The organism is Pseudomonas defluvii, from assembly GCF_001695625.1.
Lineage (GTDB): Bacteria > Pseudomonadota > Gammaproteobacteria > Pseudomonadales > Pseudomonadaceae > Aquipseudomonas > Aquipseudomonas defluvii.
Genome location: NZ_MBPN01000091.1, coordinates 1 through 20,299, shown reverse-complemented (window position 1 = coordinate 20,299; position 20,299 = coordinate 1). Strand labels below are relative to the sequence as shown.

The 20,299-nt window shown below is 59.6% G+C and carries 20 protein-coding genes; 17 read left to right on the top strand and 3 right to left on the bottom strand.

Translation table 11 applies throughout. The features are described from left to right. Nucleotides 1–133 precede the first annotated feature (133 nt). The 10 genes from EKA13_RS20605 (at nt 134) to EKA13_RS20560 (ending at nt 9,374) form a co-directional block, all read left to right on the top strand. Complete coding sequence (locus EKA13_RS20605) at nt 134–913, top strand: hypothetical protein (protein WP_065761141.1); 780 nt, start codon at nt 134–136, stop codon at nt 911–913. 209 nt (nt 914–1,122) lie between these two features. Beyond that, nucleotides 1,123–2,376 carry a ferredoxin reductase family protein gene (locus tag EKA13_RS20600; protein ID WP_065761140.1) on the top strand — a complete coding sequence of 418 codons (1,254 nt, stop codon included), beginning with the start codon at nt 1,123–1,125 and terminating at the stop codon, nt 2,374–2,376. Nucleotides 2,377–2,611: 235 nt separating this feature from the next. Then, nucleotides 2,612–3,202: an amino acid synthesis family protein gene (locus EKA13_RS20595; RefSeq protein ID WP_065761139.1), complete on the top strand. Its 591-nt coding sequence runs from the start codon at nt 2,612–2,614 to the stop codon at nt 3,200–3,202. 25 nt (nt 3,203–3,227) lie between these two features. After that, nucleotides 3,228–4,061: an alpha/beta fold hydrolase gene (locus EKA13_RS20590; protein ID WP_065761138.1), complete on the top strand. Its 834-nt coding sequence runs from the start codon at nt 3,228–3,230 to the stop codon at nt 4,059–4,061. After that, nucleotides 4,058–5,539 (top strand): aldehyde dehydrogenase, encoded by a 1,482-nt coding sequence (locus tag EKA13_RS20585; protein WP_065761137.1) that lies wholly within the window; start codon nt 4,058–4,060, stop codon nt 5,537–5,539. Before EKA13_RS20590 ends, EKA13_RS20585 begins: the two co-directional genes overlap by 4 nt. A 12-nt stretch (nt 5,540–5,551) precedes the next feature. Beyond that, nucleotides 5,552–6,037: a flavin reductase family protein gene (locus tag EKA13_RS20580; protein ID WP_065761136.1), complete on the top strand. Its 486-nt coding sequence runs from the start codon at nt 5,552–5,554 to the stop codon at nt 6,035–6,037. A 68-nt stretch (nt 6,038–6,105) separates the two neighbouring features. After that, nucleotides 6,106–7,557 (top strand): NAD-dependent succinate-semialdehyde dehydrogenase, encoded by a 1,452-nt coding sequence (locus EKA13_RS20575; protein ID WP_065761135.1) that lies wholly within the window; start codon nt 6,106–6,108, stop codon nt 7,555–7,557. Nucleotides 7,558–7,577: 20 nt separating this feature from the next. Further along, nucleotides 7,578–7,967 carry a carboxymuconolactone decarboxylase family protein gene (locus EKA13_RS20570; protein WP_065761134.1) on the top strand — a complete coding sequence of 130 codons (390 nt, stop codon included), beginning with the start codon at nt 7,578–7,580 and terminating at the stop codon, nt 7,965–7,967. Nucleotides 7,968–8,056: 89 nt separating this feature from the next. After that, nucleotides 8,057–8,809, top strand: a complete 753-nt coding sequence (locus EKA13_RS20565; RefSeq protein ID WP_065761133.1) for a GntR family transcriptional regulator — start codon at nt 8,057–8,059, stop codon at nt 8,807–8,809. Nucleotide 8,810: 1 nt separating this feature from the next. Then, on the top strand, nt 8,811–9,374 hold the full coding sequence (locus tag EKA13_RS20560) for an NUDIX hydrolase (RefSeq protein ID WP_065761132.1): 564 nt from the start codon (nt 8,811–8,813) through the stop codon (nt 9,372–9,374). A 16-nt stretch (nt 9,375–9,390) separates the two neighbouring features. Here the strand turns inward: EKA13_RS20560 and EKA13_RS20555 are convergent, their stop codons facing one another. Continuing rightward, on the bottom strand, nt 9,391–9,684 hold the full coding sequence (locus tag EKA13_RS20555) for a DUF1330 domain-containing protein (protein WP_065761131.1): 294 nt from the start codon (nt 9,682–9,684) through the stop codon (nt 9,391–9,393). A gap of 70 nt (nt 9,685–9,754) precedes the next feature. On the opposite strand from EKA13_RS20555, the gene ribBA reads away from it, so the two are divergent. The 5 genes from ribBA (at nt 9,755) to EKA13_RS20530 (ending at nt 15,089) form a co-directional block, all read left to right on the top strand. After that, on the top strand, nt 9,755–10,864 hold the full coding sequence (ribBA, locus tag EKA13_RS20550; protein ID WP_065761130.1) for a bifunctional 3,4-dihydroxy-2-butanone-4-phosphate synthase/GTP cyclohydrolase II: 1,110 nt from the start codon (nt 9,755–9,757) through the stop codon (nt 10,862–10,864). A gap of 270 nt (nt 10,865–11,134) precedes the next feature. Then, nucleotides 11,135–12,160 (top strand): ABC transporter substrate-binding protein, encoded by a 1,026-nt coding sequence (locus tag EKA13_RS20545; protein ID WP_065761129.1) that lies wholly within the window; start codon nt 11,135–11,137, stop codon nt 12,158–12,160. After that, nucleotides 12,157–13,101, top strand: a complete 945-nt coding sequence (locus EKA13_RS20540; protein WP_065761128.1) for an ABC transporter permease — start codon at nt 12,157–12,159, stop codon at nt 13,099–13,101. Before EKA13_RS20545 ends, EKA13_RS20540 begins: the two co-directional genes overlap by 4 nt. A 6-nt stretch (nt 13,102–13,107) precedes the next feature. Continuing rightward, the gene (locus EKA13_RS20535; protein WP_065761127.1) at nt 13,108–13,917 is read left to right on the top strand and encodes an ABC transporter permease; all 810 of its coding nucleotides are present in this window, start codon (nt 13,108–13,110) and stop codon (nt 13,915–13,917) included. 17 nt (nt 13,918–13,934) lie between these two features. Next, nucleotides 13,935–15,089 (top strand): ABC transporter ATP-binding protein, encoded by a 1,155-nt coding sequence (locus EKA13_RS20530; RefSeq protein ID WP_065761126.1) that lies wholly within the window; start codon nt 13,935–13,937, stop codon nt 15,087–15,089. A 488-nt stretch (nt 15,090–15,577) separates the two neighbouring features. On the opposite strand, the gene EKA13_RS20525 is transcribed toward EKA13_RS20530, so the two are convergent. After that, complete coding sequence (locus EKA13_RS20525) at nt 15,578–16,984, bottom strand: purine-cytosine permease family protein (RefSeq protein ID WP_065761125.1); 1,407 nt, start codon at nt 16,982–16,984, stop codon at nt 15,578–15,580. Nucleotides 16,985–17,306: 322 nt separating this feature from the next. On the opposite strand from EKA13_RS20525, the gene EKA13_RS20520 reads away from it, so the two are divergent. Beyond that, nucleotides 17,307–17,792, top strand: a complete 486-nt coding sequence (locus EKA13_RS20520) for a flavin reductase family protein (RefSeq protein ID WP_065761124.1) — start codon at nt 17,307–17,309, stop codon at nt 17,790–17,792. Between the two features lie 193 nt (nt 17,793–17,985). Continuing rightward, nucleotides 17,986–19,029, top strand: a complete 1,044-nt coding sequence (locus EKA13_RS20515) for an LLM class flavin-dependent oxidoreductase (RefSeq protein ID WP_065761123.1) — start codon at nt 17,986–17,988, stop codon at nt 19,027–19,029. A gap of 65 nt (nt 19,030–19,094) precedes the next feature. On the opposite strand, the gene EKA13_RS20510 is transcribed toward EKA13_RS20515, so the two are convergent. Beyond that, the coding region (locus tag EKA13_RS20510) for an ammonium transporter (protein WP_245704368.1) at nt 19,095–20,299 on the bottom strand (1,205 nt) is incomplete at its 5' end.

The following is a 20,299-nucleotide window of genomic DNA, read 5'->3' as shown; positions in this document are numbered from 1 at the left end:
TGGCGCTGCGCGACGCTTTACGGGAGGCCGAGCGAAAAAATACGCTGTTCACCGACATGCTGCCTGAAGAACAGAAGCTGGAGAAACACAGCCTCTACGGGTTGAACCTTCAGGTGCCAGAGGGGATGGCGAAATGAAGGTTTCAGAAGGGTTATCTCGCGTGAAGTCCCTACTGGGCAACTGGGCCACGCCACGAGAACTGCCGTCGCAACTGACGTGGAAGTATGCACATGAACCAGAGCTGCTGGGGTGGAGGATCAAGGCTCGAAACTATAATACGACCATCGCCAATGGCCTATTGGTTGTGATGTTGTCGATAGTTTTTGGGCTCGCACTTTACCAATATTTCACTTCAGTATTCGAACCTGGTTTTTCGAAGGTATTGATCTATGTTCTATTTTTCTTTTTCATATCGACGCCTGCGGTGTGCATGACCCATCAACGCATGAATTTTGCCTACCGTTTTACAACGTCTGGAGCAGAATTTTGCAAGTGGAAAGTTTTTCCGGAGTGGACACTCACTTTTTTGAAGGGGTTGGCAGTATTCACGGCGATTGCATTTATGTGTATGGCAAGCGCCTACAACGATCCGGCGCTTCTGATCGGTGCTATTGGCGGATCCAGTGGTGTGATGTTGACACATGCTTCCATGAATTCAGCGCGCTACCGTGATTTGCAAACAGACTTTCATCACCATACCTACGAGTGGTCGAGGTTCACTGAGGTAGCCATAGACCGAAAGCAAAAATTGGTTGGCTTGGAGTTCGCTTGGTACAACGATTATCTGAACAAAGACTCGCGCAGTACCTTCCCACTGTTTGCCAAGCGTAAAGCGTTCGAGTCGATCCTGGAGCTTGTTGAGCAGCACCTCCCGAATGTACCTCGGGCCGACAGGCACGTTGACCGTGGTTAACGCGCACTGGGCGGAGGGAGATGGCTAAATGACTGCAGTCAGCGGTTTATCTAACGTGAAGTCCGTGCTGACATACTGGGTTGGAGCATCAAGGCACGGAACTACAGTAGCGTTATTACTGACACCGTCGTGACGCCCGTGACCCAGGTCAGCGCCGACCGCCTCGAAAACCGTTAAGCTATTAACGTTGATAACTGGAGGCTAACCGTTTGAAAAGCTGGCACTGCGTCGTGGGTATCCTGCTGATCACCACGCTCACCATTTTGCTCGAAATTCCTTCCGATACCTGGATGACCTCGGCCACCCTCAGCTTGGTGCTGGGCGCTGCGGCGTTGGCCAACATGGCGGTTTCATGCCTGCTGGCCGCTCGCTGGCACCTCATCGAGCGACTGTTCGGCGGGCTGGATCGGGTGTATGAAACGCACAAATGGCTGGGCATCTGGGCGTTGGTCTTTGCCAGCTACCACCTGGTGTTCAAAGCCAACCTGGACGTCTGGAACAGTGCTGCGATTGTGGAGTTTTCCAAGTACTGGACGCGCATGGTGCGCCAACTGAGCTATGTGGCACTGGGCATGATCGTGTTGCTGGCCCTGAACCGAAACATCCCCTATAGCGTCTGGCGCTGGTGGCACAAACTCTCTGGCCCGCTGTTCCTGATCGTCATTGCCCATTGGCTGAGCTTCAAGTCACCGATTACCCTGAACAGCCCTTCCGGCATCTGGTTGGCCGTACTCTGTGGCCTGGGGGTCATTGCTGCCCTGTACAAGCTGGTGCTCTACCCCTTCATTGCCACAGCTGGCGAGTACAAGGTTGCTGCGGTGTCCATCGCCAAAGGCTCCCTGCACCTGGAACTGGCACCGGTTCATCGCGGCTTCCCGTTCAAGGCCGGGCAATTCGCATTCCTGGCCATGAAGGAAAAGGGCTTGCGTGAGCCCCACCCGTTCACGATCGCCAGCGCCCATAAAGACAACGGCCACATCCACTTCGTGATCCGCGCCTTGGGCGACTACACCCAGGCGCTGCGCAAACAGGTCAAGGTCGGCATGCTGGCCGATATCTATGCCCCTTACGGGCACTTCAAGCGCCTGCCCGATGCTCAGCGGGAAATCTGGATTGGTGGCGGGGTGGGCATTTCGCCGTTCGTTTCCTGGTTGCAGGACAAAGCTGCCAAGCGCTTCGACAATGTCACGCTGGTTTACTGCTTCAACCCTTCACGGGCGTTCCCCAGTGTCGAACAGATGAAAACGATGGCTGAAGAACGCGGCGCCGAGTTCGTCGGCCATGACAGCAGCGCCGACAAACTGGCTGAGACCTTGCGCCGGGTTGCTGGCGAAATCAATCCAGAGCACATCCAGATCAGCTTCTGCGGCCCCAAAGGGCTGCTGGCCCAGGTCAAGGAACTGATGCGCGAACAGCGGATTCCAGAGGGCAATCTGCGTTATGAGTTCTTCGAATTCCGCTAACAGCCGTCACTGAATCTCTCGCGCTGCTACGCCAAGGCCGATTGGCGTAGCAGCTACATCACGCCCTCGCCTTTCCCCCTCGCCCTCCCAGCACACCTCCAGCAGACAGCGGAATCCCTGTTTGCAGGCCATCTGTCGCCTTCTTGCTCTACAAACTCATCTGAGGGACTTGCGCTTACAGTATTATGGTATACCATCATACGCACAAACCTTATTCCCTCAGATGGAGCCGCTCATGAGTTTTGAAATTCGCAAAATCGTCAGCTATGTCGAAGAAACCTTCATCGAAGGCGGTAAAGCTGCAGACAAGCCGGTGACCATGGTCGGGCTGGCTGTGGTCATCAAGAACCCTTGGCTGGGCCGCGGCTTCGTTGAAGACCTGAAGCCGGAAATCCGTGCCAACTGCTCCGACCTCGGTGCCCTGATGGTTGAGCGGCTGGTGGCAACCATTGGCGGCGCGGAAAAGATCGAAGCCTACGGCAAGGCAGCCGTCGTCGGTGCCGACGGTGAAATCGAGCACGCTTCCGCTGTCATCCATACCCTGCGCTTTGGCAATCATTACCGTGAAGCGGTCAAGGCCAAAAGCTACCTGAGCTTCACCAACAAGCGCGGTGGCCCTGGCACTTCGATCCAGATTCCGATGATGCACAAGGACGATGAAGGTCTGCGTTCGCACTACATCACGCTGGAAATGCAGATCGAAGATGCACCGCGTGCCGACGAAATCGTTGTGGTCCTGGGTTGCGCCGACGGTGGCCGCCTGCACCCGCGTATCGGCAACCGCTACATCGATCTGGAAGAACTGGCCGCTGAGAAAGCGCAGTAACCCACACAGCATGTAGGAGCGCTCCATGATTCGGCTCACTGCTGAACGCACACCGGCTGGCACCAGTTACCTGGCGACCGGCCAAGGCCAGCCCGTGATATTGATCCACGGCGTGGGCCTGAATAAAGAAATGTGGGGCGGGCAGATCGTAGGCCTGGCCACAAAGTACCGTGTCATTGCCTACGACATGCTCGGGCATGGCGCCAGCCAGCGCCCGCCCACTGGCACCGACCTGCTGGGCTATGCCGATCAGTTGCTGGAGTTGCTTGAGCACCTTGAGCTCCCGCGGGCGACCGTGATTGGCTTCTCCATGGGCGGGCTGGTTGCTCGCGCCTTTGCGCTGCACTATCCGCAGCACGTGCAGGGGCTGGTGATCCTCAACAGCGTGTTCAACCGTAGTCTGGAACAACGCGCTGGCGTCATTGCGCGAACCGCCCAGGCCGCTGAGCACGGGCCGGACGCGAATGCCGAAGCGGCGCTGTCACGCTGGTTCAGCCGCGAGTATCAGGCTGCCAACCCGGCACAGATCGCAGCCATCCGCCAGACACTGGCCAGCAATGATCCACAAGGCTACCTGACCACCTACGAGTTGTTCGCCACGCAGGACATGTACCGCGCTGACGACCTCGGCAGCATTCGGGTGCCCACCTTGATTGCCACTGGCGAACTGGACCCCGGTTCGACCCCGGAGATGGCCCGGCAATTGGCCGAGCGCATTCCCGGCGCACAAGTGGCAATACTCGACGAACAGCGGCATATGATGCCGGTAGAGTCGCCGCGCCTGGTCAATCAGGTGCTGCTGAACTTTCTGGATAACGCACAAAACCAACACAACCAGATAGAGGGGATCGTTGCATGACACTCGCACGCTTCCAGATGTGCATCGGCGGCGAATGGGTCGATGCCCTTAACGGCAAGACGTTTGAAAGCCTCAACCCGGCGCTCGCCGAGCCTTGGGCGGTGTTGCCCGATGCTGACGAAGCCGATGTCGAACGTGCCGTTCAATCGGCCCAGGCAGCCTTCGAGGGCGCGGCCTGGCGGGGCCTGAGCGCTACCGCTCGAGGCAAGCTGTTGCGCCGCCTTGGCGATCTGATCGCCGAGAACAAAGAGCAACTGGCACAACTGGAAAGTCGCGACAACGGCAAACTGATCCGCGAAACCCGCGGCCAGGTGGGCTACCTGCCAGAGTTCTTCCACTACACCGCAGGCCTGGCCGACAAGCTCGAAGGCGGCACGCTGCCGCTGGACAAGCCGGACATGTTTGCCTACACCGTGCACGAGCCCATTGGCGTCGTGGCCGGGATCATCCCGTGGAACAGCCCGCTGTACCTGACCGCGATAAAACTGGCGCCAGCATTGGCCGCAGGTAACACCATCGTGCTCAAGCCGTCCGAACATGCCTCGGCGACCATTCTTGAGCTGGCACGCTTGGCCCTGGAAGCCGGTATTCCGCCGGGTGTCGTCAACGTCGTGACCGGTTACGGCCCCAGCACGGGTGCTGCACTGACCCGTCACCCCCTGGTGCGCAAGATTGCCTTCACCGGTGGTGCCGCCACGGCGCGCCACGTGGTACGCAGCAGCGCCGAGAACTTTGCCAAGCTGTCGCTGGAGCTGGGCGGCAAATCGCCCAACATCATCTTTGCCGACGCAGATCTCGACAGTGCAATCAACGGAGCCATCGCGGGTATCTATGCGGCCTCCGGCCAGAGTTGCGTGTCCGGTTCGCGCCTGCTGGTTCAGGACGAAATCTACGATGAGTTCGTCGAGCGCCTGATTGCCCGCGCCAAACGCATTCGTATCGGCAACCCGCAGGACGACAGCACCGAGATGGGCCCGATGGCCACAGCCCAACAACTGGCAGTCGTCGAAGGCCTGGTGGCCGATGCCCTGGCCGAAGGTGCTCGTCTGCGCCTGGGTGGCAAGCGCCCGGACATTGCCGGCGGAGGCTGGTTCTATGAGCCGACCCTGTTCGAGTGCGACAGCAACTCGATGAAGATCATGCAGGAAGAGGTGTTCGGCCCAGTGGCCTCGGTGATTCGTTTCAAGGACGAAGCCCAAGCCCTGGCGATCGCCAACGACTCGCAATTCGGCCTTGCTGCCGGTATCTGGACACGCGATCTGGGCCGCGCCCATCGCCTGGCCCGGGACGTACGCTCCGGCATCATCTGGGTCAACACCTACCGCGCGGTATCGGCCATGGCGCCTATCGGCGGCTTCAAGAACAGCGGCTACGGTCGCGAGAGCGGCATCGAATCGGTGCTGGCCTATACCGAACTGAAAACGGTATGGATCAACCTCTCGCAAGCACCGATGCCCGACCCGTTTGTCATGCGCTAGGAGACCTGCATCATGATCGAACCCGGCATTTACAAAGAAGTCATGGGCTCCTTCCCTTCCGGGGTGACAGTAGTCACCACCCTGGACGCGCAGGGTGACATCGTCGGCATCACCGCCAGCGCGTTCAGCGCGCTGTCGATTGACCCGGCACTGGTCCTGTTCTGCCCTAACTACGCGTCTGATACCTACCCGATTCTGCGCAACAGCAAGCAGTTTGCCATTCACTTGCTAGCAGCCGATCAGCAGGCCGAAGCCTATGCCTTTGCCGGCAAGGGCAAAGACAAGGCCAAAGGCATTGAGTGGCACCTCAGTGCGCTGGGCAACCCCTTGCTGAGCAAGGCCACTGCAATCATTGAATGCGAGCTCTGGCGCGAATACGACGGCGGCGATCACGCCATCATCGTCGGCGCGGTAAAAAACCTGATCCTGCCCGATCAGCCAGCCACGCCGATGATCTACCACAAAGGCAAGCTGGGCGCGCTGCCCACCCTGACCTAAGCGTTTACTCCGGGGCCGCTTGCTACCCTCCCCCTCGGTAGCGGCCCCTTTTTATTCCGGGAGCCGGCATGACACCTGCAGCCTCGCAACTATTCCGCCAGCAAGCCTTTATCAATGGCCAATGGCTGGACGCGCCAGACGGCGCCTATCAGCAGATTTTCAATCCGGCCAACGGCGAAAAAATCGGCCAAGTGCCCAACCTCGGTGCCGACCAGGCCCGCCTGGCCATCGATTCGGCAAACGCGGCCTGGCCGAGCTGGCGCAGCCTGACGGCCAAGGAACGCAGCACCCTGCTCAAGCGCTGGCACAGCCTGATGCTCGAACATGCCGACGCCCTGGCCGAAATCCTCACGCTGGAACAGGGCAAACCCCTTGCCGAAGCCAAGGGTGAGATTCTCTACGCGGCCAGCTTTATCGAGTGGTTTGCCGAGGAAGCCAAACGCATCTACGGCGATACCATCCCCAGCCACAAGGCTGATGCACGTATCGTCGTCAGCAAGGAGCCGATCGGTGTCGTGGCCGCCATCACACCGTGGAACTTCCCGGCCGCGATGATCACCCGCAAAGCCGGTCCGGCCTTGGCGGCAGGCTGCACATGTATCGTCAAACCGGCACCGGAAACCCCCTTCTCAGCGCTGGCCATGGCCGCGCTGGCCGAACAGGCCGGTATTCCACCCGGCGTGTTCAATGTCATCACGGGCGACGCCGTGGCGATTGGTGCAGAACTGACCGGCAGCCCCGTGGTGCGCAAGCTCTCCTTCACCGGCTCTACCGGGATTGGCAAACTGCTGATGGCGCAGTGCGCGCCGACCCTGAAGAAAGTTTCGCTGGAGCTGGGCGGCAATGCGCCCTTTATCGTCTTCGACGACGCCGACCTTGAGCGCGCCGTGGAAGGCGCATTGGTCGCCAAATTCCGCAATGCCGGACAGACCTGCGTGTGTGTCAACCGCTTCCTGGTTCAAGACGGCATTCACGATGCGTTTGTAGCACGCCTTGCCGAGCGTGTTGCAGCACTCAAGGTTGGTAATGGTTTCGAGCCCGACGTCCAGCAAGGACCACTGATCAACGAACGCGCCGTGGCCAAGGTTGAAGAGCATGTTCAGGATGCACTGGCATTAGGCGCGCAGCGGGTCTGCGGTGGCGCACGCCACGCACTGGGGCACGGCTTTTTCCAGCCAACCGTCCTCGCCGGGTTGACCACCGACATGAAGGTCGCGCAGGAAGAAACCTTCGGGCCACTGGCAGCGGTATTCCGTTTCGACACTGAAGCCGAAGCGATTGCGCGTGCCAACGACACCGAGTTCGGCCTTGCGGCCTACTGTTACACCCGCGACCTGGGGCGTGCCTGGCGCATGAGCGAAGCCCTGGAGTACGGCATGGTCGGCATCAACGAAGGGTTGATCTCCACCGAAGTGGCGCCCTTTGGCGGGGTCAAGGCATCTGGGCTGGGCCGCGAAGGCTCGAAGTACGGCATCGAAGACTACCTCGAAATCAAATACACCCTGATGGGCGGGCTTTGACCCGACAGGAGCAGCACGACATGAGCAACGAAAAATATGAAAAGGGCCTGGCGATTCGTACCCAGGTACTGGGCGAAGCCTACGTCAACCGCTCAATCGAGAATGCCGACGACTTCAACCGCCCCCTGCAGGAGCTGGTCACAGAGTACTGCTGGGGTCACGTCTGGGGCCGCGAGGGCTTATCGCTTAAAGAGCGCAGCATGATAAACTTGGCCATGATATCGGCCCTCAACCGGCCTCACGAACTCAAGCTGCATATCCGTGGCGCCTTGCGTAATGGACTGAGTCGTGAACAAATACGCGAAATTCTGCTTCAGGTCGGCATCTACTGTGGCGTACCCGCTGCCGTAGACAGCTTCCGGCTTGCCCGTGAAGCCTTCGCCGAAGCCGATGCAGAGGCCTCCAGTTAAACCTGGGCTGCTGATCCAAACGGAGCACGGACGATCCCGATGATCGACGTGCGCCTTTTACCTGGACAGCCCAACTCAGAGCAGACCCCATGAAACGCCTGCCACTCGACGACAGCTTCAAGGTCAATCGCAACCCCGTTACCCTGCGCGAAATCGTGCTGGACAAACTGCGAAGCGCCATCATGAATTTCCAGCTCCTGCCCGGAGACCGCCTGGTCGAGCGCGACCTGTGCGACCGCCTCGGCGTCAGCCGTACCTCGGTTCGCGAAGCCTTGCGCCACCTGGAATCCGAAGGGCTGGTTGAGTTCGCCGACGCCAAGGGCCCTCGGGTGGCAATCATTACGCTGGACGACGCGGTCGATATCTACGAGCTACGCTGTGTACTGGAAGGCATGATCGTCCAACTGTTCACCCTGCGTGCCAAGGCCAAGGATATCAAGGCCCTGGAAAAAGCCCTCGAAGAAAACCGCAAGGCCCTCGCAGAGGGCGAGCTGCAGCAGGTCATTGATTCGGTTCAAGGCTTCTATGACGTGTTGCTCGAAGGCTCGGGCAACCACATTGCCGCGACCCAGTTACGCCAGCTGCAGGCCCGTATCAGCTACCTTCGCGCCACATCGGTGTCTCAGGAGAACCGCCGTGGCACCAGTAGCCACGAAATGGAACGTATCGTCGAGGCCATCAAGAGCGGCGATCAACTGGCCGCGCACCAGGCCTCGGTCGACCACGTACGCGCGGCGGCGAAGGTGGCCTTGGAATACCTCAAGCGCAAGCAAGGGGAAACCGGCGACATCCCCGAGATCATTGCACCCATCGCCCTTAAAGAACCGCGTATAGGCCGCTGAAATGATGACCCCGCGCTTTTGCCCGCAATGCGGTGGCAATGACCTGGTTCGCCAGCTGCCACCGGGGGATACCCATGAGCGCCAGATGTGCCGCAGTTGCGGCTACATCCACTACGTCAATCCAAAAATCATTGCCGGCTGCATCATCGAGCAGGACGGCAAGTACCTGCTGTGCCAACGCGCCATACCTCCTCGCCCGGGCACCTGGACACTGCCGGCCGGTTTCATGGAAAGCAATGAGACCACTGAACAGGCTGCCTTGCGCGAAGTGTGGGAAGAAACGGGCGTGCGAGCGGAAATCCACTCACCCTACTCGATCTTCAGCGTGCCTAAGATCAGTGAGGTGTACATCATCTACCGCGCCATCGCCCTGGAAGTCACCGGCCAGTTTGGCCCGGAAACCCTCGACTACAAGTTCTTTGCGCCCGAGGACATTCCCTGGGACAGCATCTATTACCCGGCAATACGGCAGATCCTCGAACGCTACATCGAGGAACGCCGCGCGGGTGTCTATGGCATCTACATTGGCAATGATGACTGCGGCAAGATCCACTTCATCCGCTGACCCCGCCGCCCGTCATTCAGGGCGCTATGCCCTCGACTATAATCACTTCAGCCCGAGCAACACCTTCACGGTAGCCCTTGGCCTCTTGGTACTGCTGCGAGTGGTAGCAGGCCAGCGCCTGCGCGTAGGAGTCAAATTCGATGACAACGCTGCGTTGTGGCGTTGTTCGCCCTTCCAGCGCTTCGCTGCGGCCGCCCCGAGCCAATAGACGCCCGCCATAAGCAGCAAACGCCGCAGGTGCACGACGGGTGTATTCGCTGTAAGCGTCCGGGTCGGTGACATCCACATGCGCAATCCAATAAGCCTTCATCGTGACCTCCTCAGTCAAACCGTATTATGGTATACCATAGAATTTCATACCACACACTGAGAGTCCAGCCATGGCCTTCAACAGCATCGAAGAAATCATCGAAGACTACCGCCAGGGCAAGATGGTGATCCTGGTCGATGACGAGGACCGCGAGAACGAAGGCGACCTGCTGATCGCGGCCGACCATTGCGACGCCAAGGCCATCAGCTTCATGGCCTGCGAGGCCCGTGGCCTGATCTGCCTGACGCTAACCGACGAGCACTGCCAGCGATTGGGCCTGGAGCAAATGGTGCCCAGCAACGGTAGCGTGTTCAGTACCGCGTTCACCGTCTCCATCGAAGCCGCCAGCGGCGTCACCACAGGCATTTCTGCTGCCGACCGGGCCCGTACCGTGGCCGCCGCAGTGGCCAGCAATGCCGTGCCAGAGGACCTCGTACAACCCGGGCATATCTTTCCGCTGCGCGCCAAGGAAGGCGGCGTCCTGACACGCGCCGGGCATACCGAAGCGGGCTGCGACCTGGCGCGACTGGCGGGCCTTACCCCGTCTTCGGTCATTGTCGAGGTCATGAACGACGATGGCACCATGGCCCGGCGCCCTGACCTGGAAGTGTTCGCCCGCCAGCACGGCATCAAGATCGGTACCATTGCCGACCTGATCCACTACCGCCTGAGCACCGAGCACACGATAGTGCGCATTGGTGAGCGTGAGCTGCCGACGGTACATGGCACCTTCCGCCTGGTCACCTATGAAGACCGGATTGAAGGCGGCGTGCACATGGCGATGGTGATGGGCGAACTGCGCCGCGAACAACCAACCCTGGTACGGGTGCACGTCATCGACCCACTGCGTGACCTGGTGGGTGCAGAGTACAGCGGGCCAAGCAACTGGACACTCTGGGCGGCCCTGCAGAAGGTCGCCGAGGAAGGCCATGGGGTTGTGGTAATCCTGGCCAACCATGAGTCCTCACAAGCCCTGCTTGAACGCATACCGCAGCTGACCCAACCGCCACGGCAGTACAGCCGCTCGCAGTCGCGCATCTATTCGGAAGTCGGCACTGGCGCACAGATCCTGCAGGATTTGGGTGTGGGCAAACTGCGTCATCTTGGCCCACCGTTGAAATACGCAGGGCTGACCGGCTATGACCTGGAAGTGGTTGAAAGTATTCCGTTTTCTGCCTGATCACCGCTGTTTCAAGCGCGGCAACGCGCGATGTTGTCCATAAACACAGCATTTTGCCGGATGGTCGGTACGGCAAAATGCTTGCAGAAAGTTTGGAATACCATAATATGATATTCCGTAGACCGGACACTTTTGCCAAGTGCGCCCGCCAGGGACAGCACAAATAACAGCCCTTGGCACGGTCGCCTCTCAAGGCCCCGATGGACCTACTGCTCCCGATAAGCGGGTGTCTACAGCCCGCTCAAAAACACAACAAATGAGGGCGTGAAAATGGTGTTGAACAAACGTGTAGCCGCGGTACTTGTTGCAGGCATGCTGTCATCGGCCTGCTCATTCGTCTCAGCGGCCGAGAGCGTCAACTTTGTCAGTTGGGGCGGTACAACCCAGGATGCGCAGAAGCAGGCCTGGGCCGACTCCTTCACCCGCAGCAGCGGCATCACCGTGGTTCAAGACGGGCCAACCGACTATGGCAAGCTCAAGGCCATGGTCGAAAGCGGCAATGTGCAGTGGGATGTCGTGGATGTAGAGGCTGACTTCGCCTTGCGCGCAGCAGCTGAAGGCTTGCTCGAGCCACTGGACTTCAACACGATTCAGCGCGACAAGATCGACCCGCGTTTCGTCTCCGATCATGGTGTCGGCTCGTTCTTCTTCTCCTTCGTACTGGGCTACAACGAAGGCAAGCTGGGCGCCAGCAAGCCAGTCGATTGGAGCGCACTGTTCGACACCAAGACCTACCCCGGCAAACGTGCCCTGTACAAATGGCCAAGCCCTGGCGTGCTTGAACTGGCCCTGCTGGCCGACGGCGTGCCCGCCGACAAGCTCTATCCGCTGGACCTGGACCGTGCCTTCAAAAAACTCGACACCATCAAGAAAGACATTGTCTGGTGGGGCGGCGGCGCGCAATCGCAGCAACTGCTTGCCTCGGGTGAAGCCAGCCTCGGGCAGTTCTGGAACGGCCGGATCTATGCCCTGCAGCAAGATGGCGCACCCGTGGGCGTAAGCTGGAAACAGAACCTGGTCATGGCCGATTTCCTGGTAATACCTAAGGGCTCCAAGAACAAGGATGCGGCCATGAAGTTCCTGGCCAATGCCAGCAGTGCCAAAGGCCAGGCCGACTTTTCCAACCTGACCGCCTATGCGCCGGTCAACGTCGACAGCGTCGCGCGCCTGGACTCCGTGCTGGCACCTAACCTGCCGACTGCCTACGCTAAGGACCAGATCACTCTCGACTTCGCATACTGGGCCAAGAACGGTCCTGCCATTGCGACACGGTGGAACGAATGGCTGGTCAAATGAAAATGGCGGCCACTGCGTCCCGTCACGCTAACCCGAGCAGCAGCGCCAAGGGCGCTGCAGGCTCGACCACTGGCAAGGCAGTCACCATGAAGCAATCCCCCACCCTGGCCCAACGCTGGCGGGGCGTCGGCAACCTGATACCCGCCCTGCTGTTCCTTGGCCTGTTCTTCCTGGCGCCATTAATCGGCCTGTTGCTGCGTGGCGTACTGGAACCCACGCCAGGGCTGGGAAACTACGAGCAGCTGTTCGCCAACTCGGCCTATGCACGGGTGCTGCTGAACACGTTCTCGGTGGCCGGGCTGGTCACGCTGTTCAGCCTGCTGCTGGGCTTTCCGCTGGCCTGGGTGATCACGCTGGTACCTCGCGGTTGGGGTCGCTGGGTGTTGAACATCGTCCTGCTGTCGATGTGGACCAGCCTGTTGGCGCGCACCTACTCCTGGCTGGTGCTGCTGCAGGCGTCCGGGGTCATCAACAAGGCGCTGATGGCCTTGGGCATCATCGATCAACCGCTGGAAATGGTGCACAACCTGACCGGCGTGGTGATCGGCATGAGCTACATCATGATCCCGTTCATCGTCCTGCCACTGCAGGCCACCATGCAGGCAATCGACCCGATGATCCTGCAGGCCGGCTCAATCTGCGGCGCCAGCCCCTGGACCAACTTCTTCCGGGTGTTCTTGCCGCTGTGTCGTCCGGGGCTGTTCTCTGGCGGGCTGATGGTGTTCGTGATGTCCCTGGGTTACTACGTGACGCCAGCACTGCTGGGCGGCGCGCAGAACATGATGCTGCCCGAGTTCATCATTCAGCAGGTGCAATCGTTCCTTAACTGGGGCCTGGCCAGCGCCGGCGCCGCACTGCTGATCGTGATCACCCTGGTGCTGTTCTACTTTTACCTGAAGCTTCAACCGGAGTCTCCGGTTGGTGCCAGTAACGCGAGGTAAGCGATCATGCTCCTGACTCCCAATGCCATGGGCCGGCGCATGCGTCTGGGCCTGTACCTTACCACCGGCCTGATCGCACTGTTCCTGCTGCTGCCGATCGTGTTCATCGTGCTGCTGTCATTCGGTTCTTCGCAGTGGCTGGTGTTCCCACCGCCGGGCTGGACGATGAAATGGTATAGCCAGTTCTTTTCCAATGCCGACTGGATGAACGCCGCTCTGGCCAGCCTGAAAGTGGCGGTGCTGACGACAATCTGCGCCGTTGCACTCGGCCTGCCGACGGCCTTCGCCCTGGTTCGCGGGCGCTTTCCTGGCCGAGAAATGCTCTATGGCCTGTTCACCCTGCCGATGATCGTGCCACTGGTGATCATCGCCGTGGCGGTGTATGCGCTGTTCCTCAAACTGGGCTACACCGGAACCCTGTTTGCCTTCGTGGTAAGCCACGTGATCGTCGCACTGCCCTTTACCATCATCTCGATCATCAACTCACTGAAGCTGTTCGATCAGTCTATCGAAGACGCCGCGGTGATCTGCGGGGCGTCGCGTCTGCAGGCGGTGGTCAAGGTGACCTTCCCGGCGATCCGCCCGGGCATGGTTGCCGGCGCACTGTTCGCCTTCCTGGTCTCGTGGGACGAAGTGGTGCTCAGCGTGATGATGGCCAGCCCGACCCTGCAAACCCTGCCCGTGAAAATGTGGACCACCCTGCGTCAGGACCTGACACCTGTGATCGCCGTCGCTTCGACGCTGCTGATCGGTCTGTCGGTACTGGTCATGGTGATCGCCGCCGCGCTGCGCCGGCGCAATGAAATCAGCGCCTGAGCGCCTAGGAGTACGACATGAGTGCCGTCATCAAAGATCCTGCACAGCAGCGCGACAAGCCCCTGGTCAGCCTGCGCAACCTGAACAAGCACTACGGCGACTTTGCCGCCGTGGACAACATCTCGCTGGACATCCAGGACGGTGAGTTCCTCACGTTCCTCGGCTCCAGCGGCTCGGGAAAGAGCACCACCCTGTCGATGCTTGCCGGGTTCGAAACACCCAGCAGCGGCGAGATCCTGGTCAATGGCCAATCGCTGGTCAATGTCCCGCCGCACAAGCGCGACATCGGCATGGTGTTCCAGCGCTACTCACTTTTCCCGCACCTTTCGGTCCGCGACAACATCGGTTTCCCCCTGGCCATCCGCAAATTGGCAGCCAGCGAACGAGACAAACGTGTCGATGCCATGCTCAAGCTGGTACAACTTGAGAAGTTCGCCCATCGGCGCCCGTCCCAACTCTCCGGTGGCCAGCAGCAGCGCGTGGCGATTGCCCGTGCGCTGGTCTACGAGCCACGCATCCTGCTGATGGATGAACCGCTCGGCGCCCTGGACAAGAAACTGCGCGAAGACCTGCAGGACGAACTGCGTCAACTGCACCGTCGCCTGGGCATTACCATCGTTTATGTCACCCACGACCAGGAAGAAGCCATGCGCCTGTCTCAGCGCATTGCGATTTTCAGTCACGGCAAGATCGTTGGGCTGGGCAGTGGCTACGACCTCTATCAGAACCCACCGAATGCCTTTGTCGCCTCGTTCCTCGGCAACTCCAACTTCCTCAAGCTCAAGGCCCAGGGTAATGCGGTGGCCAGCTTTGAAGGCCAGCCACTGTCGATACGTCTGACCGGCGGCCTGCAACTCGATCAAGACGTGCTGTTGATGATCCGGCCGGAGAAAGCACTGGCCCTGAGTGTGGAGCAGGCCCAGCGGGAACCACTCGCTGCGGGCTGGAACGAAGTCTCGGCCAAGGTCAGCGAAATGCTCTTCCTCGGTGAAAGCCAAACCTGCAGCGTGGTGACACCGGGTGGTACGGCGATGACCGTCAAGGCCCTGTCGGCCACCGGCATGCCACTCACCGCTGGGGACACCGTGCGAGTACGCTGGGCAACCAGTGATGCCTGCGTGTATACCCAATGGTCTGAAAGCGACCTGAACAAGGCCGCTGGCGCGCATTAACTCCCCTCCACGTTCCCGTGCCCTGCACGGGAACGCCCCTACCGACGGTACTGGTCGGCCTGCATCGCCCCCCCTTTCCTACGCTACATAAAACACGACACCCTCTCCTGCCTTCGCTAATCCTCACGAGACTTCGCGCTTACCCGCCAGCGTAGCCATACAGCGGGTCGGTACCGTGCCTGTCCGCGGGCCAGGTATTCCGGAGCCGATCCGCCTGTATCAATTGAAAGGAATGAACGCTGAAAGGGAATGAAGCGTGATGCCCGAAAGCAGCAGCGAAGCGCAGGGCGCAGGCAACCCGGCCACTAACCTGAGCACTGCACGCCAGGTCAGTAAACGGTATTGGTTCGATTATTCGAGGGGGGGGGATTATCGGTTCGTCGTCGACGCAGCGGGGCTGACGCTTGAAACGCAATACGCCGCCGCCGAGCAACCTGGGTATGAACCTAGCTGCGCCCAGCGACGGCGAGTAACAGTAACGCGCTTGATCAGTCGGTAAAGCCCAGTTTGACGGCACCGCGTGCTGCTGGCTGACTACGGGTAGCCAGGCAGTAGTACAGCGGGCAAGTCACTGCCAGCCCGACCAGCCAGGACAAGTCAGCGCCTTCCACCAGGTTGGCGTAGGGCCCGACATACAGCGAAGTATTGGCAAACGGCAGTTGCACGAGGGTGCCGATAAAGTACGCAACAATCGCATGCAGATTGAAACGCCCATACACGCCGCCGTCGGCACTGAAAATCGAGCTGATGTCGTACTGACCGCGCTTGATCAGGTAGAAATCAATCAGGTTGATCGACGCCCACGGCACCAGCACCAGCAGCAGCGCCAGAACCAGGCCGATGAACTGCGAAATGAAGTTCGGCGAGGCACCCAGCGCAACCACGCAGCACCCCGCCAGGATCAGCGTCGACAACACTACCCGTACCCTGATGCTAGGGGTCCACTGGCTGGCAAAGGTCTGGATCGAGGTAATGATCGACAACACAGCGCCATACAGATTCAGGGCGTTGTGGCTGATGATGTTGAGCAGGAACAGCACCATCAAAATCGGCCCCAACCCGCCCGTGGCCTGCTTTACAGCAGCCATGGCTTCAGTACCGTCGGGCGTGGCCAGCACGGCGACGACACCGAAGGTGAACGACAGAATGGTACCCAGTGTCGCGCCCAGGTAGGTAGCCAGGAACGGTCGGGCAATGCCGATATCGGCGGGCAGGTAGCGCGAGTAATCCGACGTGTAGGGCGAAAAGCTGATCTGCCAGATGATCCCCAGTGACACCGTGGCCAACCAGCCAGAAAGGTTGAAACCGCCACGGCTGAAGAAATCAGCAGGCACATCGTGGGCAAAGATATAGACGAAACCTGCCAGCAAGGCACTGCCCATGACCCAAGTGCCGATACGGTTCAAGGTATGGATAAAGCGGTAGCCGATCACGCCGATTGCCGTAGCGCTCAACGCCCCGATCAGAATGCTCGCCGGTACCGGCACCGAAGGCGCGATGCCGGTAATGGATTTTCCGGCCAGGACGATGTTGGAAATGAAAAAGCCGATGTAGATGATTGCAGTGAAGAACACGATCAGCAATGCACCGTAGCGGCCGAACTGACCACGGCTCTGGACCATCTGCGGAATCCCCATGCATGGGCCTTGCGCCGACGCCAAGGCAATCACGATGCCGCCGATCATGTGCCCGAGGATGATCGCCATCACTCCCCAGAACAGGTTGAGGTGGAACACCTGAACCACCATCGCACCGGTCACGATGGGTAATGGCGCAATGTTGGTGCTGAACCACAGGGTGAAAAGATCGCGCGCCTTCCCATGGCGCTCCGCAAGCGGTACGTAGTCGACCGTATGGTTCTCGATCAACGGGTCTTGTTTGGACATCTGGGACATGTTCATCAACTCGAGTTTGTCTGTTTTTATCGTTGTACAAAGCCAAACCGGGGCCGCTCTGCGAGCCGCCCAAGATGAACACCATATTATGGTATTCCAACTTTTTAACAAGACTGAGCCGGTCTTTTGCCGACCAACTGATCTGCCCTCGTGCCGTGGAACGCCCGCTTTTAATGGTCAAAACCCCAGAAAACACGGGGCCTGAAGTGCCTCTGTGACACTCGTCGTGTTGTACGTAAAAGGCGTTGCAAAGATCATATTATGGTATACCATCATACCTGAAGCCTGACCCAAACCTTCCTGCTGCTTCGAGGACAGTCCAATGATCGATGCCACCCTCTACAAACAAGTCATGGGTTCATTCCCGTCCGGGGTGACCGTCATCACCACCCTCGACGACGATGGCCAGGTCGTCGGCCTGACTGCCAGCGCGTTCAGTTCGCTGTCGATGGACCCGGCACTGGTGCTGTTCTGCCCCAACTACAGTTCCGACTCCTACCCGGTCCTGATCAAGAACAAACGCTTTGCCATCCATGTGCTGTCCGGCGTCCAGCAAAAAGAAGCCTATGCCTTCGCCCGCAAGGGTAAAGACAAGGCGCAAGGGATCGAATGGACCCTCAGCGAACTGGGCAACCCACTGTTGAGTAACGCCACGGCCATCATCGAATGTGAACTGTGGCGCGAGTATGAAGGCGGCGACCACGCCATCATGGTTGGCGCAGTCAAGAACCTGATTGTGCCGCAGCGCGACAACGGGCCGCTGGTGTACTGCAATGGAAAGATGGGCGCATTGCCAGTACTGGCTTGAGCCTGGGCACAGAAGACAAATCGCTTGCAGATATCCCGTATTATGGTATACCAATAATTCAGTACCCGGGGCTTCCTGTTCCACTCGGTACCCGGTGATAACGGCCAGACACCACCCGGCAGCGCACAGCGCTCTTTCCTGATATCAGGCCTGCAGTCGACAGGCCCACAACAAAAGATCCGAGGTAAGCGTCATGAAATTTTCGTTGTTCGTACACATGGAGCGTTGGGACGAAAGCGTCAGCCATCGCCAGTTGTTCGAAGACCTGACCGAGCTGACCCTCATGGCCGAAACCGGCGGCTTCAGCACCGTCTGGATTGGTGAACACCACGCCATGGAATACACCATCTCGCCAAGCCCGATGCCGCTGCTGGCCTACCTCGCGGCCAAGACCACCACTATCCACCTGGGGGCAGGCACGATCATTGCGCCGTTCTGGCACCCTTTGCGCGTCGCGGGTGAATGCGCGCTGCTGGATGTGATCAGTAACGGGCGGATGGAAGTCGGCCTGGCCCGTGGTGCCTACCAGTTTGAATTCGACCGCATGGCCGGTGGCATGCCCGCCTCCTCCGGTGGTCAGGCCCTGCGTGAAATGGTTCCGGTCGTCCGTGCCCTGTGGCAGGGTGACTACGCCCACGACGGTGATATCTGGAAATTCCCGACCTCCACCAGCGTGCCCAAACCCGTACAGAAACCCATGCCCCCTATGTGGATTGCCGCCCGCGATCCAGACTCGCACAACTTTGCAGTCGCCAACGGTTGCAATGTGATGGTCACGCCACTGATGAAGGGCGATGAAGAAGTCCTGGACCTCAAGAACAAGTTCCAGACCGCCTTGAACAACAACCCCGAAGTACCACGCCCGCAACTGATGGTACTGCGCCACACCCATGTACACGCCGTTGACGATCCTGACGGCTGGAAAGTCGGTGCCCAGGCCATTTCGCGCTTCTACCGCACCTTCGATGCCTGGTTTGGCAACAAGCAAACCCCGGTCAATGGTTTCCTTGAGCCAAGCCCGGAAGAAAAGTTTGCCGAACGTCCAGAGTTCGAGCTGGAAAACATCCGCAAGAACACCATGATCGGCACCCCGGAAGAGATCATTGCGCGCATTCGCTACTACCAGGAACTGGGCGTGGACGAGTTCAGCTTCTGGTGCGACAACAGCCTGCCGCATGCCGAGAAGAAGAAGTCCCTGGAGCTGTTCATCAAGCACGTGGTACCCGCCTTCAGCTAAGCAACAGGCATCGACACAAAAACGCCGGGGCATGCCCCGGCGTTTTTGCACTCAATTGCTACAACTCAATGGTTGTACGCCCGCTCGTTGTGCTCGGCGAGATCCAGCCCCATCTCCTCTACCGACTCATCGGCACGCAAGCCTGTCAGCGCATTCACCACTTTCAGAATGAGCCAGCTGACCACAAAACAGTAAACCGTGGTCATCAAAACACCCTGAACCTGCGCCCACACCTGCGCGCCCATGCTCACGCCCTCAACCAGCCCACCCATGGACGGTACGCAAAACACACCGGTCAGCAGCGCGCCAATGATGCCGCCGATACCATGCAGGCCAAACACGTCGAGGCTGTCGTCATAACCCAGGCGCCGTTTCAGCACGGTGACGCTCAAGTAACAGAACACGCCGCACAACACGCCGATGGCCAATGCCCCGCCAACCCCAACGTAGGCACACGCCGGGGTAATACCGACCAGGCCGGCCAAGGCACCGCTGGCCAGGCCCAACGCACTGGGTTTACCGACCTTGAACCATTCGGTGAACATCCAGCCAAGGATGCCGGCGCACGCCGCCAGCTGGGTGTTAAGCATGACAATCCCGGAGACGCCGCCAAGGCCACCACCCGAACCGATATTGAAGCCGAACCAACCGACCCAGAGCATGGCCGCACCGACCATGGTCAGGCTCAGGTTATGCGCTGGCATCGGCGTATTGGCATAACCCTTGCGCTTGCCGAGCATCAAGCACGCAGCGAGCGCTGCCACCCCGGCATTGATGTGCACCGCTGTTCCGCCGGCGTAATCCAGCACCCCCCAGTTGTGCATCAACGCTCCCGCCCCACCCCAGACCATATGCGCCACTGGCGCGTACACCAGGGTGAACCACAAGGCCATGAACAACAGCGCCGCCGAGAACTTCATGCGCTCGGCGAAAGCACCCGCGATCAACGCCGGGGTAATGATGGCGAACGTCATCTGGAAGGTGACGTAGACGCCCTCGGGAATTTCACCCACCAGGCTGTCAGGCGTCATGCCAGCCAACATCGCGCGGCTCAGACCACCGACAAAGCTGTTGAAGGTCACTTCCCCTTCAACCATCCCAGTGGTATCGACCACCATGCTGTAGCCATAGATCACCCACAGCACGCCCACCAGACCGGCGATACCAAAACACTGGGTAAACAGCGAAAGCATGTTCTTCGCCCGCACCAGGCCACCGTAGAAAAGCGCCAGCCCCGGCAGACACATGAACATCACCAGCACTGCTGCGC

Coding starts and splice junctions, on each gene's coding strand:
- EKA13_RS20605 (WP_065761141.1), top strand. CDS start 134: ATGAAGGTTTCAGAAGGGTTATCTCGCGTGAAGTCCCTACTGGGCAAC.
- EKA13_RS20595 (WP_065761139.1), top strand. CDS start 2,612: ATGAGTTTTGAAATTCGCAAAATCGTCAGCTATGTCGAAGAAACCTTC.
- EKA13_RS20590 (WP_065761138.1), top strand. CDS start 3,228: ATGATTCGGCTCACTGCTGAACGCACACCGGCTGGCACCAGTTACCTG.
- EKA13_RS20585 (WP_065761137.1), top strand. CDS start 4,058: ATGACACTCGCACGCTTCCAGATGTGCATCGGCGGCGAATGGGTCGAT.
- EKA13_RS20580 (WP_065761136.1), top strand. CDS start 5,552: ATGATCGAACCCGGCATTTACAAAGAAGTCATGGGCTCCTTCCCTTCC.
- EKA13_RS20575 (WP_065761135.1), top strand. CDS start 6,106: ATGACACCTGCAGCCTCGCAACTATTCCGCCAGCAAGCCTTTATCAAT.
- EKA13_RS20570 (WP_065761134.1), top strand. CDS start 7,578: ATGAGCAACGAAAAATATGAAAAGGGCCTGGCGATTCGTACCCAGGTA.
- EKA13_RS20565 (WP_065761133.1), top strand. CDS start 8,057: ATGAAACGCCTGCCACTCGACGACAGCTTCAAGGTCAATCGCAACCCC.
- EKA13_RS20560 (WP_065761132.1), top strand. CDS start 8,811: ATGATGACCCCGCGCTTTTGCCCGCAATGCGGTGGCAATGACCTGGTT.
- EKA13_RS20555 (WP_065761131.1), bottom strand. CDS start 9,684: ATGAAGGCTTATTGGATTGCGCATGTGGATGTCACCGACCCGGACGCT.
- ribBA (WP_065761130.1), top strand. CDS start 9,755: ATGGCCTTCAACAGCATCGAAGAAATCATCGAAGACTACCGCCAGGGC.
- EKA13_RS20545 (WP_065761129.1), top strand. CDS start 11,135: ATGGTGTTGAACAAACGTGTAGCCGCGGTACTTGTTGCAGGCATGCTG.
- EKA13_RS20540 (WP_065761128.1), top strand. CDS start 12,157: ATGAAAATGGCGGCCACTGCGTCCCGTCACGCTAACCCGAGCAGCAGC.
- EKA13_RS20535 (WP_065761127.1), top strand. CDS start 13,108: ATGCTCCTGACTCCCAATGCCATGGGCCGGCGCATGCGTCTGGGCCTG.
- EKA13_RS20530 (WP_065761126.1), top strand. CDS start 13,935: ATGAGTGCCGTCATCAAAGATCCTGCACAGCAGCGCGACAAGCCCCTG.
- EKA13_RS20525 (WP_065761125.1), bottom strand. CDS start 16,984: ATGTCCCAGATGTCCAAACAAGACCCGTTGATCGAGAACCATACGGTC.
- EKA13_RS20520 (WP_065761124.1), top strand. CDS start 17,307: ATGATCGATGCCACCCTCTACAAACAAGTCATGGGTTCATTCCCGTCC.
- EKA13_RS20515 (WP_065761123.1), top strand. CDS start 17,986: ATGAAATTTTCGTTGTTCGTACACATGGAGCGTTGGGACGAAAGCGTC.